At 37.5% G+C, this 15,725-nt stretch carries 13 protein-coding genes; 10 read left to right on the top strand and 3 right to left on the bottom strand.

The genetic code is table 11. The features are described 5' to 3' along the window. Positions 1 to 387 precede the first annotated feature (387 nt). A complete protein-coding gene (locus NR125_RS16400) occupies positions 388 to 1,053 on the top strand; it encodes an HAD family hydrolase (RefSeq protein WP_009334030.1) in 666 nt (221 codons plus the stop codon). 376 nt (positions 1,054 to 1,429) lie between these two features. Here NR125_RS16400 and NR125_RS16395 read toward each other — a convergent pair whose 3' ends face one another. Further along, complete coding sequence (locus tag NR125_RS16395; protein ID WP_009334031.1) at positions 1,430 to 2,437, bottom strand: DUF3231 family protein; 1,008 nt, start codon at positions 2,435 to 2,437, stop codon at positions 1,430 to 1,432. 335 nt (positions 2,438 to 2,772) lie between these two features. On the opposite strand from NR125_RS16395, the gene NR125_RS16390 reads away from it, so the two are divergent. Further along, positions 2,773 to 4,401, top strand: a complete 1,629-nt coding sequence (locus tag NR125_RS16390; RefSeq protein WP_009334032.1) for a metal ABC transporter solute-binding protein, Zn/Mn family — start codon at positions 2,773 to 2,775, stop codon at positions 4,399 to 4,401. A 545-nt stretch (positions 4,402 to 4,946) separates the two neighbouring features. Here the strand turns inward: NR125_RS16390 and NR125_RS16385 are convergent. Then, positions 4,947 to 5,186 (bottom strand): LysR substrate-binding domain-containing protein, encoded by a 240-nt coding sequence (locus tag NR125_RS16385; protein WP_226280780.1) that lies wholly within the window; start codon positions 5,184 to 5,186, stop codon positions 4,947 to 4,949. Between the two features lie 336 nt (positions 5,187 to 5,522). Here NR125_RS16385 and NR125_RS16380 point away from each other — a divergent pair, with 336 nt between their 5' ends. The 6 genes from NR125_RS16380 (at position 5,523) to NR125_RS16355 (ending at position 12,922) form a co-directional block, all read left to right on the top strand. After that, entirely contained in the window at positions 5,523 to 6,164 is a 642-nt protein-coding gene (locus tag NR125_RS16380; RefSeq protein ID WP_009334034.1) for a TetR/AcrR family transcriptional regulator, read from the top strand. A 42-nt stretch (positions 6,165 to 6,206) separates the two neighbouring features. Beyond that, positions 6,207 to 8,516 carry an ABC transporter permease gene (locus tag NR125_RS16375; RefSeq protein WP_256815718.1) on the top strand — a complete coding sequence of 770 codons (2,310 nt, stop codon included), beginning with the start codon at positions 6,207 to 6,209 and terminating at the stop codon, positions 8,514 to 8,516. Between the two features lie 13 nt (positions 8,517 to 8,529). Further along, the gene (locus tag NR125_RS16370; RefSeq protein ID WP_256815717.1) at positions 8,530 to 9,288 is read left to right on the top strand and encodes an ABC transporter ATP-binding protein; all 759 of its coding nucleotides are present in this window, start codon (positions 8,530 to 8,532) and stop codon (positions 9,286 to 9,288) included. Positions 9,289 to 9,783: 495 nt separating this feature from the next. Further along, positions 9,784 to 11,136 (top strand): UDP-glucose dehydrogenase family protein, encoded by a 1,353-nt coding sequence (locus NR125_RS16365; protein WP_071158869.1) that lies wholly within the window; start codon positions 9,784 to 9,786, stop codon positions 11,134 to 11,136. Next, positions 11,114 to 12,376 (top strand): glycosyltransferase family 4 protein, encoded by a 1,263-nt coding sequence (locus NR125_RS16360; RefSeq protein WP_256815716.1) that lies wholly within the window; start codon positions 11,114 to 11,116, stop codon positions 12,374 to 12,376. The genes NR125_RS16365 and NR125_RS16360 overlap by 23 nt, the downstream gene beginning before the upstream one ends. Before the next feature lie 276 nt (positions 12,377 to 12,652). Continuing rightward, positions 12,653 to 12,922 carry a hypothetical protein gene (locus NR125_RS16355; protein WP_071158867.1) on the top strand — a complete coding sequence of 90 codons (270 nt, stop codon included), beginning with the start codon at positions 12,653 to 12,655 and terminating at the stop codon, positions 12,920 to 12,922. 158 nt (positions 12,923 to 13,080) lie between these two features. Here the strand turns inward: NR125_RS16355 and NR125_RS16350 are convergent, their stop codons facing one another. Then, on the bottom strand, positions 13,081 to 13,950 hold the full coding sequence (locus NR125_RS16350; protein WP_019382080.1) for a LysR family transcriptional regulator: 870 nt from the start codon (positions 13,948 to 13,950) through the stop codon (positions 13,081 to 13,083). A 287-nt stretch (positions 13,951 to 14,237) separates the two neighbouring features. Here NR125_RS16350 and NR125_RS16345 point away from each other — a divergent pair, with 287 nt between their 5' ends. Continuing rightward, entirely contained in the window at positions 14,238 to 15,125 is an 888-nt protein-coding gene (locus NR125_RS16345) for a DMT family transporter (protein ID WP_009334040.1), read from the top strand. Between the two features lie 287 nt (positions 15,126 to 15,412). Then, a complete protein-coding gene (locus tag NR125_RS16340) occupies positions 15,413 to 15,718 on the top strand; it encodes a hypothetical protein (RefSeq protein ID WP_071158864.1) in 306 nt (101 codons plus the stop codon). Positions 15,719 to 15,725: the final 7 nt, after the last annotated feature.

Here is a 15,725-nt window from a genome sequence, read left to right as displayed (position 1 = left end):
AAGACCAAATAAAAAATGGTCAACCAGAAATATCTGGTGACCTTATAATACGAACTGGGCAGTTTATTAGAAGAAGGATGACATGAACATACAGGAATATTATACTTAGGCTGTATTAAGTTAAGGTGTTTTACCTTTATTAGATTAATACATAAAGAAGATAAAAGATAAAAGATAAAAGATAAAAGATAAAAGATAAAAGATAAAAGATAAAAATTATTAAACTGATGTTGCAGAGGTACTCAATTGTTTCTGAACAAACACCCTCAACATATATCGCATTAAGACCCGATTTTGTTGACGACTTAAACGGCGTGGAAACTTCTGCCTAAACTTCAAACAGTTATGTTTAATGATTAGGATATTACAGTTTAAAAGGAGATTATAATGGTTTTAAAATATAAATGTTTAATCTTAGACCACGATGATACAGGGGTAAAAAGTACACCAGGTATACACTATCCATCATTTGTAGAGGCTCTTAAATACTTGCGGCCAAGTGATAAACTTATTACTTTTGAAGATTTTGTTAGATACTGTTTCAATCCAGGTTTTTCTTCTTTATGCAAAGACATTATTCAATTCACAGAGAAAGAGCAAAAATATCAGCAAGCAATATGGAAAAAATATACCGAATCAACTGTACCAGACTTCTATGAACTGTTTGCAGAAACAATTCAAGAATTTAAAAAACAAGGTGGAATTGTGACGGTTGTTTCTCATTCTGAGAGAAGCCGAATTGAAAGAGATTATTCTATTCATTGTGGTTTTGTGCCAGACGCTATCTTTGGATGGGAACTTCCTGAACATCAGAGAAAACCACATCCATATCCAATTAAGGAGATTTTAAAACGCTTTAATCTTCAAGAAACTGAAGCACTAATGTTAGATGACCTAAAACCTGGATTGGAGATGGCGAGAAGTTGTCATGTTGATTTTGCCGCTGCTGGATGGTCTCACAGTATTCCCGAAATCAAGGAACAAATGAAATTAGAATCTAAATATTACTTTGAAACAGTAGAACAATTTTATCAGTTTATTTTGTGTAAATGACAAAACACTTGGGGAAACCCAAGCGTTTTTATGTGCTGATTCACTTGTTAATACTATAAAATTAGTATGAATTAATGTGTTCATTCGATATCAAATCTAAATTTCCTACTCCAAAACAAAAACAGCTTAATCGACAACAACGCTCTTTATAAAGGGAAGATTGAGCCAATGAACATATAAAAGCACACTTTGTGAAGAAAAGTACTTACAGCAAAGGGTGCTTATGTTCAAGACAGCTAACCAAAATAAGCGGTTTCTTGTTGGCTAAAGGGGCAGGTCAGTTAAATAAGTATTCTTGCACTTTCAAGAAAATAACCACCTGCTTATAAAAGCGGATGGTTATTTAAGATGTTTACTTTGAAATTTTCCATTTTCTCTATACTTCTTCTGAAATCTCTTTTCTATTAGGAGCAAGTGGAGGCTGTTCTAGCCACCTATTTTGTTCCATAAGGTTAAACCACTTTTTTGTAACCATAAGATTTTTTAAAATTGTTCCTTCATAAGCAGTTACAAGGTCTGTTCGCATTGCTGATGCTAATCCTGCCCCATGATAGTTTTGTGCTGCCTGGAACAAGAAACCAATATGATACAGCATTAACTTATCGGAAAATGGTGAATCCGTTGAAGTTGTCACTTCTGTTTCCCAGGATTTCGGAACGGGTAAATTGTCTGTTTGCATTATTTTTGAAAATTTTTTTATTTGTCCATCTGCTGTTTTCTCTGAATCGCTTAAAAACTTCCTTACTTCTTTTGTTTGAGCGACTTGACTGAATGCAATAGAAAGGGTTTTAGCCATAATGCTTTTTTTAAGGTTGAAAGATATACTAATAATTTCTGTTGCTGCTAATTTTCTGCCCTTGCCGAAATATCCATCTGTGAAATCCTGGCTGGAAACAAATTCAGGGTTTTTAGCAGGATAAAACAAAGGGTCTCTCTGAAAATTTCCTTTCTGCAGTAATAACTCAATTGTTTGGTGGTACATATTTTTTGCATCCGTATTGCAGGAATCGTAAAACTCCCTTAAGTCTTTTCTGACAGAAACACCTAATGAAGTGCTGTGGCCCAGTAAACCGTGTAACGTCATGATATGTAAATAATTCAAGCAAAATATATCCGTAAACAATCTCTGTTTACCATTGAAGAGGTCAGAATCATTAAATCCAATTGGAACTGGAAACCCGTCACTCTGTATAAAGGATACAATTTGTTGCTTTTGTTTTCCGAATGTCTTAATAGCATCCTCAAAAATGGCTTTGATTTGCTCATCCTCAATAATTGAGACCATATATCTATTTACAACATCAGTCATTGTACCATTTATAAATTCTCCCCAAAGAGTGCCTATTTCGGAAGCTGTGAGTTTTAAATTATTTTTATCCTCCACGCTATCACCTCTGTCATATTATTTACCAATTTAGCAAGCAATATGAAATTGAAAATAATAAGAAAACATTCTGAAGAAATTCATTAATAATAACAAAACTTTGAATAAAAGACCTTTTTAGGTCTGGCTAGTAACAGCAGTACATTTGGCAACCTTCAGAGGCCATTTAGGGTCTGGCTTCAGCCTCAGAGAATACCACGCGTTCTCACGCGTGGTTTTTATTTAAACTGAAGTGCAGGTTAGTTGAATGGTTATAACTAAAAAATCGTAATGATTACTATTTACAAATCGTAATCATTACGATAAAATATTTACAAAGTAAAGGGGGAGTAAAATTGTTGAAAAAATTTGCAGGCTTACTTAGTTTAGTTATTGTCATCTTTACGCTAGCTGCGTGTGGAGGAAAAGCTACAAACAGCAGTGAAAGTGAAAAGGAACCAAAAGAATCTGGCAAAGAGTTAAAGATTTTTACAACTGTATATCCACTTCAGTTTTTTGCTGAACAAATCGCAGAAGACCAAGCTTCTGTGGAGTCTATTCTGCCACCGGGATCAGATTCGCATACATATGAACCAACCACCAAAGATATGATAAAAATATCTGAATCCGATGCTTTTATTTATAATGGGGCAGGTTTAGAATCATATGCAAACAAAATCTCGGAAACTATTCAATCTGATGACGTCAAGATACTTGAAGCATCAAAAGGTATTAACTTGGAAAAGCATGTACATAACCATGAAGGAGAGGATGGCCACGTGAGTGACCACACTCATGAAGAAGAAGGCAGTCATGAGGACGAGCATGCTGGACATAATCATGGGGATCAAGATCCTCACGTTTGGCTGGATCCTATTCGTTCTATTCAGCTTGCAGAGCATATAAAAGATTTATTAGTTGAATTAAAACCTGATCAAGAAGATTTCTTTAACCAAAACTTTGAGGAGTTGAAAGGAAAGCTCGAAAACTTAGACCAAGACTTCCGTGCACAACTTGAAAATTTACCTGAAAATAAAATTATTGTATCTCATGCTGCTTATGGCTATTGGGAGAAAAGCTATGGGATCGAGCAAATCGCAGTATCTGGATTGAGCCCTGCTAACGAGCCCTCACATAAAGAGGTACAAAACATCATTAAGACCGCTGAAAAACATGGATTGAAACATGTATTTTTTGAACAGAATATAACTCCTAAAGTGGCGGACATAGTTAGGAAGGAAATTGATGCAGAGGCTTTACGCATACACAATTTATCGGTTTTAACAGAAGAAGATATAAAGAATAATGAGGACTACTTTACTCTCATGCAGCACAACTTAGAGGAACTAACAAAAGCTTTATCTGAACCTTCATCAGAGGGGGCAGCTCAGACAAATGAACAGGGTGAACACGATCACGGCCATACTCATGCACATGATGAAGAAACAGCAAAAATTTATGAAGGGTATTTTGAAGACAGTCAGGTGAAGGATCGATCCTTATCCGACTGGGAAGGAGACTGGCAGTCTGTATACCCATATCTTCAAGATGGTACGCTTGACGAAGTATTTACTTATAAAGCAGAACATGAGGGTGAGATGACAGCTAAAGAATATAAGGAATATTATAATGAAGGATACCAAACAAATGTTGGACGAATTCAGATTCAGGGGAACAAGGTAACGTTTTTCAAAAATGGAGAAGAATATACTGGTGAGTATATCTATGATGGGTATGAAATTCTAACATATGATGCGGGGAATAGAGGGGTTAGATATGTATTTAAACTAGAAGCAGAAGCTGAAGGTCTTCCTCAATATATTCAGTTTAGTGATCATAGTATCTATCCGACAGAAGCTGCTCACTATCACCTTTATTGGGGTGATGACCGAGAAAAATTGTTGGAGGAAGTTACCCATTGGCCTACTTACTATCCATCAGAAATGGATGGCCATGACATTGCCCATGAAATGATGGAGCATTAAACTAAGAGTGGCAAGGATTATAACTTTAGTTTCCAGGGTGCATATATTCAATAGCTGCTAATCAGGCAGCTATTTTTCTTTTTAAACTAAAGAGGCAGCGCTCCTGTAATAAAGGAATATGGAGTTTGAAAAAGAAAATAATTCCTTGCTAGAATGAGAGAGTCCTGAAGTCGGGAAGCGAAAACTAGAATGAGGTATAAATGTAAAGGTTATGGTGCTGCACTAGGTGTATTGATGGAAGATGAACAAGTGGTAAAGGTATACTCCTAACAATTGGATGGTTATCTTTCATCCTTACCTTTAATTTAATGCCGCCTATGCTATTGTTTTTTCCTATGAGTTGTAATAATAATGCGAGATTACCAGGGGGATAAGCAGGGGCAGCTATGGTTATTTTAGGTAGAATAAGCGGTATCGTTGTGGCTTTTAGGGATGTTCGTCAGTAATTACTTAATGAAGGGTAATTTGTATACACCTCACTAGACTTGTTTTAATTTCAGATAAGCGTCCATCCACACTGGAAGAGTTGAAAGAGAGGAACCGTTCTAATCTTGAAACACTTCATGCGAAACAAGATCGGGATGAAAGTCTGATTCTATAACGAATGATCCGTCTAACTTATGATTTAATACTTCTTCTGTTAGTGTTTCTGTGACACCAGTAATTAGCGATAGATTTACATTTTTATATTTCTTAATATAGCTGGACAATATTTTTGGTAAATGAATTAGGGTTTTAACTTTTCCAATCTCTAATTTTCCAGACGGTTCTTCATTACTTTGAATGGCTTTTCTCAGTTTTGGAGGAAGTTATTCGTGTAATTTCAGAAGATTTAATGATTGAGGACGGTACTGTGTTAACCTCTCTTGCTTTTAGATACAAGCAGGTATTATCATATTGTGATTTTAACCGTTTATTGACCGGGGAGAAATTAGATGCGGTGATCCATGAGGGATTATCGCACTTTTTTTTGAACTCAGTTCTTTTTTTGAAAACTCCACTAATACTATTGAGGATAAATTTTGAAATTTTTATAAAATTTACAAACACTCCATATAAAATTAAAAATTGTCTGTTACTATTTAATCGACAGACAGTCGGTTCATAAAGGCGGTGAAACAATGAGAAAAGAAGCGGAGGAACGCAGGAACGAAATACTTGATGCAGCCGATGAGCTTTTTGGTCAGAAGGGTTTTGATGGAACGAGTACAAATGATATTCTCGAAAAGGTCGGTATTGCGCGTGGTACACTGTATTATCACTTCAAGTCGAAAGAGGATATTATGGACTCGTTGGTTGACCGGTATAGTGTTCGTCTTTTAGGCTCTGCGCAGGAAATTGCTGCAGATGAGAGTATTCCTGTAGTCGAACGTATTATCCGAGTTGTTATATCAATTAATTTAAGTGGCGGAAGCAGCCAGGAAATTATGGAGCATATTCACAAGCCACAGAATGCCCTTATGCATAAGAAAATAGAAAAGGTCATCATCAATGGAGTTACGCCAATACTGACGGGAATAATCCAAGAGGGCATTGAACAGGGCCTATTTAATACTCCGTACCCGTATGAATGTATGGAAATGATTGTTACATATGCTAATACCGTTTTTGATGATGATATGGTAGAGATGACCTATGAGGAGCGTGCATCACGGATACGAGCAATTATATTCAACGGAGAAAGGCTGCTCGGTGCAAAAAGCGGAAGTCTGATGAATATTATGCAAATGTTTGGTAGCGAAAATGCTGTAAATAATGAATAAATTTGGGAATTCGATTTAAAAGCTTAAAAAAAGAGGTGGCTTATGTATTTCAGAATACTCCGCAATGACATTTTAAAGAGCAAAGCAATAACATTTACAACAATGATATTTGTTGCTGCAGCATCCATGCTTGTTTCACTCGCAGTAATACTGGCGGTCAATCTTTCGGGTGCACTGGACACGTTAATGACAAAATCTGAAACTCCACATTTTATGCAAATGCATTCCGGTGATATTGATAGAGCACGACTTAAATCCTTTGCAGAGCAACATAACAATGTCGAAGAGTATCAGGTAGTTGAATTTCTTGGCATGGACGGTGCTCACATTATTTTAGGTGATAACTCGCTAGCAGATAGTGTTCAGGACAACGGCTTCAGCTTACAGAACGAAAAGTTCGATTATCTTCTTGACCTTAACGGCAAAATCATCAACAACGTATCTGACGGCGAGCTTTATGTTCCAGTAACCTTTATGAAAGATAGCACAGTCCAAGTAGGTGAAAAGGCCGTAATCAGCGGGAAGGAATTTACCGTTGCGGGATTTCTCCGTGACTCGACCATGAATTCCTCGCTCTCCGCGTCAAAACGATTTCTTGTAAGCAACAATGATTTTGCGGAAATAAAAGACTTTGGTAGTATCGAATATCTAATTGAATTTAGATTAAAGGATTTCTCCGCGATAGGCGAATTTGAAACAGCCTATGCTTCCGCAGGCCTTGAAGCGAACGGACCAACCGTTACCTATACGCTTTTCAAAACGATGAACGCTATTTCAGACGGGATGATGATTGCAGTTATTCTTCTTGTAAGCGCACTTGTGGTTACAATCGCATTTATGTGCATACGCTTCACGCTCCTTGCGAAAATAGAGGACGACTACCGCGAAATTGGGGTAATGAAGGCAATTGGGATGCGTATTTCCGACATAAAGCGGATTTATCTTGCGAAATACTTAGGCTTAGCGGCGATAGGCAGTATTCTTGGATTTATTCTTTCGGTTATGTTCCAAGGCGTGCTTCTTGAAAATATCCGACTTTTCATAGGTGAAAGTAAAAATTCTTCTTATGCGAATGTCTTAGGAGTTATCGGTATCCTTCTCGTTTTCCTGGCAATTATTGCTTATGTCAATGGTGTGCTGAAACGATTTCGGAAAATATCCGCTGCGGAAGCTTTACGCTTTGGAACTTCTCAGGTAAAGACAAATGACGCTAAGCGTTTTTCCTTAGTTAGAAACAGACTGTTTAGTACGAATGTTTTTCTGGGAATCAAGGATGTTCTAGCAAGAAAAAAACTTTACGCAACAATACTTATTGTCCTGGTGATTTCGGCATTTATCATTATTGTTCCACAGAACCTGCACAGCACAATTTCCTCAAAAAGCTTCATTCAGTATATGGGGATTGGAAACTACGATATGCGTATTCAGGCCAATTCATCTGATAATACCGATGAAATTGAAAAGACGATAGAAAGCGACGACGCCGTTTCCAAGTATGCTGTTTTGACAACAAAGACCTTTAAAGTAAAAGCGAGAAACGGTTTAGAAGAAAATATAAAAGTTGAACTTGGTGACCATTCTGCATTTCCAATAGAGTATTCTGAGGGAAGAGCACCTTCCCGTGATGACGAAATTGCGCTTTCAGCTATAAATGCCGGTGAACTGAGCACAAAGATAGACGAAATTATAACGCTGGTGATTGAAGGGAAGGAGAAAAAGCTCACGGTTACAGGAATATACTCCGACGTTACGAATGGTGGCAAAACTGCAAAGGCTGTATTCACCGACAATTCGGCGAAAGTCATGTGGACCATCCTCTGTGTTGAACTTTTGGATAAATCCCTTGTCGACAGGAAGGTTGCGGAGTATTCAGACCGATTTGATTTTGCAAAGACTTCAGATATAGATAAATTTGTATCTCAGACCCTCGGCTCGACAATAAGATCCGTTGAAATAGCATCTTACGCTGCAGTTACTGTTGCGCTTGTTATTACAGTGCAGGTTACTATATTATTCATGAAAATGCTAGTTGCAAAGGACAGACCTTCTATTGCCATTATGAAGGCGCTCGGTTTTACAAACTCGGATATTAGGGCGCAGTATGTTTCTCGTTCAGTTTTCGTTCTAATTGTCGGAATTATTCTCGGTACCCTACTCGCGAATACTCTCGGAGAGTTCCTTGCGGGCGTGCTAATCTCTTCGTTCGGAGCGTCAACGTTTAATTTTACGGTCAATCCTTTTACGGCATATCTGCTAAGTCCGTTGATGATGATATTCATTGCACTTATTGCAACCATGATCGGCACCTCGAGCGCGGGACAAATAAAAATTTCCGAAAATATAAAGGAGTAGGAGGAGTAGACATATGGAGAAGATTATTATTGGTGAGCATATAGTAAAAACTTTCGGTGAGGGCGATGAAGAGCGCACTGTTCTCGATGGAGTATCTATTGAAATAAACGAGGGTGAGTTCGTAGCAGTTATGGGACCTTCGGGCTCTGGAAAATCTACACTACTGTTTGCTTTAAGCGGAATCGATGGTGTTGATGGCGGAAAGATCGTTTTTGACGGCAAGGATTTATCGGCATTCTGGGAGACTGAGCTTTCAGATATACGTAGAACAAAAATGGGGTTAATTTTTCAGCAGCCGACCATGCTAAAAAGTCTGAATATTCTCGACAACATTATTCTTCCGTCAATTCGCGGAAACCGAAAAAACATCGCAAAAGTTTCGGAGAAGGCAAGAACGCTTCTTAAAAGGGTAGGCATTGCGGAGCTTGAAACGCGCGATACTACACAGGTTTCGGGAGGTCAGCTTCAGCGTGCGGGTATATGCAGAGCATTGATGAGCAGTCCGAAAATTATCTTCGGCGACGAACCAACAGGTGCCCTTAACTCAAAATCTGCCCATGAAATAATGGACATTTTTTCTGAAATCAATGCGGATGGTACTGCGATTATGCTTGTAACTCACGATGCGAAGGTTGCAGCGCGGACGGAACGTATTCTGTTTATGCTGGACGGAAAAATTGTAAGTGAGTTGAAGCTTCCAAAGCTGAACGGGTCGGATATAGAACGTAGAGTCGAAGAAGTGACGGCGAAAATGTTGGAAGTAGGAATATGATTATTGTTTCACAGTCTGATAGAAATTACTTATTTAAAAACATATCATCGCCATACTTAGAACAAATACTTTTCCTGCTAAACGTTATACAAATGACCCTAGTATCCATTACTTTGATAAAAAAAGTAAAAACTTTATTGGGCTAAAGGGTGCTTTTGTTCAAGAATTGGCTGCATATTAGGCAACTTCTTTCTTTTTAAACTAAAGGCAGTTTATTAATTAACCAAAACAACATTTTGAAACTTAGAGATGACTATGCATTGGAGGGAAGCGCATGGCTGAATTTTTTATGCACCCATTGCTGTGGCTTTTTGGCTGGCGGGAAAGGATCGGAGAATGAGGAATAGCAAGTACGGACAGCCCAATCAGGGCTGTTTTTTATTGAAAAAAAAGATTGGCAGAAATGCTGAAACATATTTTTTACAATAGTTTAACACGTCCTAAAGAAAGGTTTAAATTTCCATCAGTACAATGTCAGTATAAAGGAGGGGTTGCATGAAAATAGCTGTTGCAGGAACAGGTTATGTGGGATTAATTACAGGTGTTTGTTTAGCAGAAATGGGACATCGGGTTATTTGTACAGATATTATGGAAGAAAAAATTCAGCTTCTTAAAACGGGGCGATCGCCTATTTTTGAGCCGGGACTAGAGCAGATGCTGAAGAACAACCTCTTAAGCGGCCGTTTAGCATTCACTGTAAATCCTAAAATTGCCTATAAGGATGCAGAAATAATCTTTATTGCAGTTGGTACACCGGAAAACCATGACGGGACAAGTAACCTGGATTACGTTCATGCAGCAGCTTATTCTATTGGTATATGTATTGAAAATGATGTTATTGTCTGTACAAAGAGCACAGTTCCTGTGGGGACAAATGAAAAAATCAAAGAAATTATTCAAAGTGTAAAGCCTCCGCCTCACCAGGCAGAGGTTGTTTCCAATCCTGAATTTCTGCGAGAAGGTTCTGCAATTATTGATTTTTTCAACGGTGACCGAATAATATTAGGAACCAATTCAAAAAGCGCAGCAGCAAAATTGGAGGAACTTTATCTTCCTTTAAAAATACCTATCATTAAGACTGATATGCGAAGCGCTGAAATGATTAAGTATGCATCAAATGCCTTCCTCGCTGCCAAAATCAGCTTTATTAATGAAATTGCAGCAATATGTGAAAAAACCGGAGCCAACATTGAAGAAGTTGCATATGGGATTGGAAAAGACAAGAGGATTGGGCCGTATTTTCTGCAGGCGGGAATTGGCTATGGAGGTTCCTGCTTTCCAAAAGATACAAAAGCCCTTGTGAAATTAGCGGGTAATGTACAGCACAAATTTGAGCTTCTCGAATCCGTAATCAAAGTGAATAATCGTCAGCAGACCTTGGCCGTCAGCCTAGCCAAAAATATATTAGGTTCATTAGAAGGCAAAAGAGTGGCTCTCCTGGGTCTTGCATTTAAGCCGGATACAGATGATGTTAGGGAAGCGGCGTCATTAATGATTGCCAAAAGACTTCTGGAAAATAACGCATCGGTTATCGCATATGATCCTGCTGCGGTACCCAATGCAAGGAAGGTTTTAAGAGATGCAATCGAATATACGATGAATGTACAAATAGCCTTAGAAAATGCCGACTTGGCTATTATTGCAACTGAATGGGAACAAATCAAACATTTTCCGCTGGAGTTATATACAGAAAGAATGAAATCCCCCGTTATAATTGACGGGAGAAACTGCTACTCTCTTCGAGACATCAGCAGACATTCTATCAGCTATATTTCAATCGGAAGGCCTTATATCATCCAAGATAAAATAATGGAAGGAAGATCATATGAAAATAGCTTTCTTCACTGATACTTTTTACCCTGACATCAACGGAGTCGCGAAAACACTCAAAAGATTTACAGACTATTTAAGCGATCAGAAAATCACCTTGAAAATATTTGCGCCATCCAGCCAATCAGATGAGTATGTTTCTTCCCATATTCGCAGATTCAAAAGTGCCTCTTTTTTCCTATATCCAGAATGCAGGGTGGCTTTTCCAAATTATTTTCATATCAAAGAGGAACTTGAAAAGTTTAATCCTGATTTAATACATGTTGCCACACCTTTTAATCTGGGACTTAGTGGTCTTTACTGCGCTAAAAAGTTAAATATCCCTATAGTGGGGTCGTACCACACTGACTTTGACTATTATCTTGAATTCTATGACCTCAAATTTCTGTCAAACATACTTTGGAAATACATGACCTGGTTTCACAGCACCTTTAAGAAAGTCTTTGTTCCTTCGTCTGAAACACTGCAGCAATTAAGACTGCATGGATTTACAAACCTTGAATTATGGCCAAGAGGTGTCGACTGCAAGCTATTCCACCCATACTATGATAAATTATCAGTCCGCAGGCAATACTCCACCAGCAAAAAATACCTTCTCACCTATGCAGGCAGACTGGCACCTGAAAAAAATGTAGATATCCTCCCTGATATAGCGCAATTACTCCCACCTCATTTTGAAGAAGATATTCATTGGCTAATTGTTGGGGACGGACCACTTCGAAAACAATTACAGGAAGCAGCTCCAAAAAACATGACCTTTACGGGTTATTTAGCAGCCCAGCAGCTAGCTGAAGTGTACTCAGCATCAGATTTGTTTGTTTTTCCATCTCCTACAGAAACCTTCGGAAACGTTGTTCTTGAATCAATGGCCAGCGGAACGCCTGTAATTGGTGCGAATGCGGGGGGAGTTAAAAGCATTATTCAGAATGGTGTAACAGGTTATTTGTGTGAACCTGGAAATGCGGAGGATTTCGCTGCTTCGATCATAAATCTGCTCAAGAACCATAAAGTCAGAAGCCGAATGGGGTTTGATGGCAGGGATTATGCGTTAAAGCAGAAGTGGGATGAAATCTTTGATAATCTAATAGGTCAATATAAAGCGGTTATAGGGGAGAGTGGCGAGAAGAAGAAGAATGACCTCAATCCTTTCCAGAGTGAATTTACAGAAGATTACCTTTGCAGAAATAATTACAGGGTGCCGATAATGCAGCAAAAGCTGGAGTTGAACCGCAAAAATATAACCACCTCTAAAAAGTAGTCCCAGACCGGAAAGAAGGAGTTCGCTCTTACCCTATAGAATTTAATACAACAAATGGTTTGTCTAATTCATAATTTCTTTTAGGGAATAACCATGAATATTCTAAAAAACGTGGAAGTAATTTTTTTATTTACTTTCCTTCTTACCTCTTGCAGCAAAAACAGCAGGTGAACTATACCCATTGGGTAAATTAGTGAAAAATATATATTGAAAGTACTGAAGATGAGGTAGAATCCATACTTTCTCACAAACTTTTAAGGAGAATTTCCTAGATGCGTGCTTAATTTAAAATTAGAAGATATAGAAACCCTCAATACTAATGGACAACATGATGGGAGTCGTGTTTTTTTAGAAATTGAACTTAAGAATGGGGTTACTTTTAGAGACGTTTATTGGACTGAATCCAATACATTTCATTTTAGTATAGTTGGAGATAAACATATAAAGGATATTCTCGAATATGAGTTATCAAATTTAAGAAAAAATTTACATGAGTTTGATAAAGCTGCTCTCAAATATGAGGGCAGCTTTCCTTGTAATACTTGAAGCTATGGCATTTAAGCTAAAATGGTGAACCATTACACATAATCTATAGGGTACATTACTTAAAGAACCAGCTGCAGTCTAAGGCGCTTTCTTATTGTACTAAACGGGCATGTTAATTGAATAAGCTTTCGCTAATCTAAATTTAGAATATAGTATTATCACTCCGTGTTTCTGTATGATAAATATTCTAAAAATCTCTTGGAAGCAAGAGAAAGTGTTTTTTGATCTCGGGCAGCAATACCAATATTTCTAAAAGCAGGAACTTCCAGCTCTTTCGCTATAATTTTGTGAGGTATACGCTGTAAAATCAATTCTGGTAATATACTGATTCCCAGCCCGTTTTCCACCATAGACATAATGGCATAGTCATCCCAAGTTGTAAAATTAACTTGCGGTGAAATATGGTGCATCTCAAAAATCTCTGAAATCTCTGCTTTTGCTCCCTTTTCCAATAGCATAAACGGACTGTTCAGTAAGCCGCTAATTGGAAACTTCTCACAATTAGCAAGCGGATGGTTTTGGGGAATCACTACCAGCAAACGGTCTTGTTCCAAAAAAACCGTTTCAAGATCTGCTTTTGACGGCAGCCGTACAAATCCGAAGTCAACACGTCCATCTAAAACCCATCTTTCAATTTCTGTGTAATCACCAAGCAGAAGTTCAAAATCAATCTTCGGGTAATCCTTCTTAAAAACTCTGATCATGTTAGGGAGCCAATGAGTTGCTACGCTGGAAAATGTCCCAATACGAATAATCCCGGACTGTATATGGTGTAAGTCTTCGATTTGCGTCATTAAGATTTTGTACTCATTGCAGATTCTCTTTACTTGGGGCAGTAATTTTAAGCCATCAGAAGTTAAACTGATACCCGCACGTCCTCTTTCAAAAAGGGAAACCCCCCATTCCGTTTCTAAATCGTTAATCATACGGCTGATCCCAGACTGTGTATAGTCCAGTGATTCGGCAGCTTTTGTGAAGCTGCCGAATTCTGCTGCCCTGACAAATGCCATATATTTTTGGATATTCATATTTCTTTTCCTTCCCCATCTGGTTTTGTCATATATATCATGAGAAACATTCGTTTTTGTAATATCTGACACCATGATATGTTATTAATATCAAAAATTCAAGGCAGGAAAGGGGAGCTATAAAAATTGTTTTTTGTGAGTGAAATAATGAAAAAAGCACCTGTCTTCTTTTAGTTTCCGCCCCAAGAAAGGGTCTGCATTCCGACTGAGATTTGAAAATGAAGTTAAATAAACATAATAAGAATCTGCGAAATACAAGCTGATTCGCAGATGGGCAGGAGCAGAAGATGAAACCTAAAATTCAGTTTATATTATCAATGATTACTTTCGGTACAATTGGTTTGGTGGTCCGATATATTGATTTAGCTTCGAGTGAAAGTGCTTTACTAAGCAGTTTCCTGGGATGCATATTTTTATTGCTGGTATTCTTCATGATGAAGAAAAAAATACCTTGGAATTTAGTAAAAACGAATGCTTTATTTTTGATTCTTTCAGGTATTGCATTGGGAGGAAATTGGATTTTTCTTTATCAATCGTATGACCATACGACAATTGCCAATGCAACGCTAGGTTATTACTTTGCTCCTGTGATTGTAATGATTCTATCTCCCTATGTCCTTAGGGAACATTTATCCGTTAAAAAAATGGTTTGTATTGGTGCAGCAATCATAGGTATGTTAATGATTGTAGGTGAAGGCATGAGTGCATCAGAATCAGATGATATTCTTGGACTTTCCTTTGGATTAATCGCAGCAGCATTTTATGCTGCGTTATTGCTTTTAAATAAATTTATTAAAGATATGGGAAAGTTAGAGCTGACCATCATTCAGCTTGGAACAACCACTTTACTGTTAATGCCATATGTTTTCCTTACCGAAGGATTTGGCATCTTTGAAGTATCAAGTTCTTCTATTCCTTTTATTCTAATATTGGGAGTCGTCAACACAGGGATTGGGTTTTGGTTATTTTTCTCCGGTATGGAAAAATTAAAAGGACAGAGCATAGCTATGCTAAGTTATGTTGACCCATTTGTAGCTATATTGATTTCCGCAATTATCCTGCAAGAACAAATGACAATTATTCAAATGCTTGGTGGTATACTGCTATTAGGCTCTACACTAGTTAGTGAATTGAAATCAGTTAACCATTCCAATAGATTAATGAAAACCAGCTGAATAAACTACAAAAACAGTGGGAGGCAATCGTTTCCTACTGTTTTTTAGTTTGATAACTTTAAATAAGCCGCCAGGACCGAGAGGTAATTGAAGAAAGGTTTTCAAATTTGTCAGTTTTTTTCTAATAAAATCAAGGCGCATGTTAGTTTAATAATGGGTAGCTTTATTAAAAAGTTAATCCGTCTCTTTGTAGCTGTTTTAGCAATTATTGATTTTTCTATTGACTTGAAATGCATTTCATAAATTAGATTGAAAGTAAGCTGATTTTCAACGAAGGGAGAAGAGAAATGAACAGAATGATTAACCTTCAACAAGATGAACATGTACTATATACCCTTACAGGGTTATTGGAAATCTTTGATGGAGTACAAAATATCTACTATGGTGATTTATTTTTAACTAATAAAAGATTATATGTAATAAGCACCAAGCCAATAAATGTTGAAAAATCTTTTTGGTTTAAAGGAGAAATGAGAAACATTGAACATTCGACACTCATTGTAGGAAAACACAGGATTGCGATAAGATGGGCATACAATGGAAACCTCCTTTACTTTATAAAAGCTTTTCAGAAATTGGATGTAAATGTGTAGGTTCTCT

The organism is Cytobacillus sp. Bac17 (genome assembly GCF_024519925.1).
In the GTDB taxonomy this organism is placed as follows: Bacteria; Bacillota; Bacilli; order Bacillales; family Cytobacillaceae; genus Cytobacillus; species Cytobacillus pseudoceanisediminis.
Note: the sequence above shows the minus strand (reverse complement) of the source record. Positions and strands in the feature narration are given on the sequence as shown.

Coding starts and splice junctions, on each gene's coding strand:
- NR125_RS16400 (WP_009334030.1), top strand. CDS start 388: ATGGTTTTAAAATATAAATGTTTAATCTTAGACCACGATGATACAGGG.
- NR125_RS16380 (WP_009334034.1), top strand. CDS start 5,523: ATGAGAAAAGAAGCGGAGGAACGCAGGAACGAAATACTTGATGCAGCC.
- NR125_RS16375 (WP_256815718.1), top strand. CDS start 6,207: ATGTATTTCAGAATACTCCGCAATGACATTTTAAAGAGCAAAGCAATA.
- NR125_RS16370 (WP_256815717.1), top strand. CDS start 8,530: ATGGAGAAGATTATTATTGGTGAGCATATAGTAAAAACTTTCGGTGAG.
- NR125_RS16365 (WP_071158869.1), top strand. CDS start 9,784: ATGAAAATAGCTGTTGCAGGAACAGGTTATGTGGGATTAATTACAGGT.
- NR125_RS16360 (WP_256815716.1), top strand. CDS start 11,114: ATGAAAATAGCTTTCTTCACTGATACTTTTTACCCTGACATCAACGGA.
- NR125_RS16350 (WP_019382080.1), bottom strand. CDS start 13,950: ATGAATATCCAAAAATATATGGCATTTGTCAGGGCAGCAGAATTCGGC.
- NR125_RS16345 (WP_009334040.1), top strand. CDS start 14,238: ATGAAACCTAAAATTCAGTTTATATTATCAATGATTACTTTCGGTACA.
- NR125_RS16340 (WP_071158864.1), top strand. CDS start 15,413: ATGAACAGAATGATTAACCTTCAACAAGATGAACATGTACTATATACC.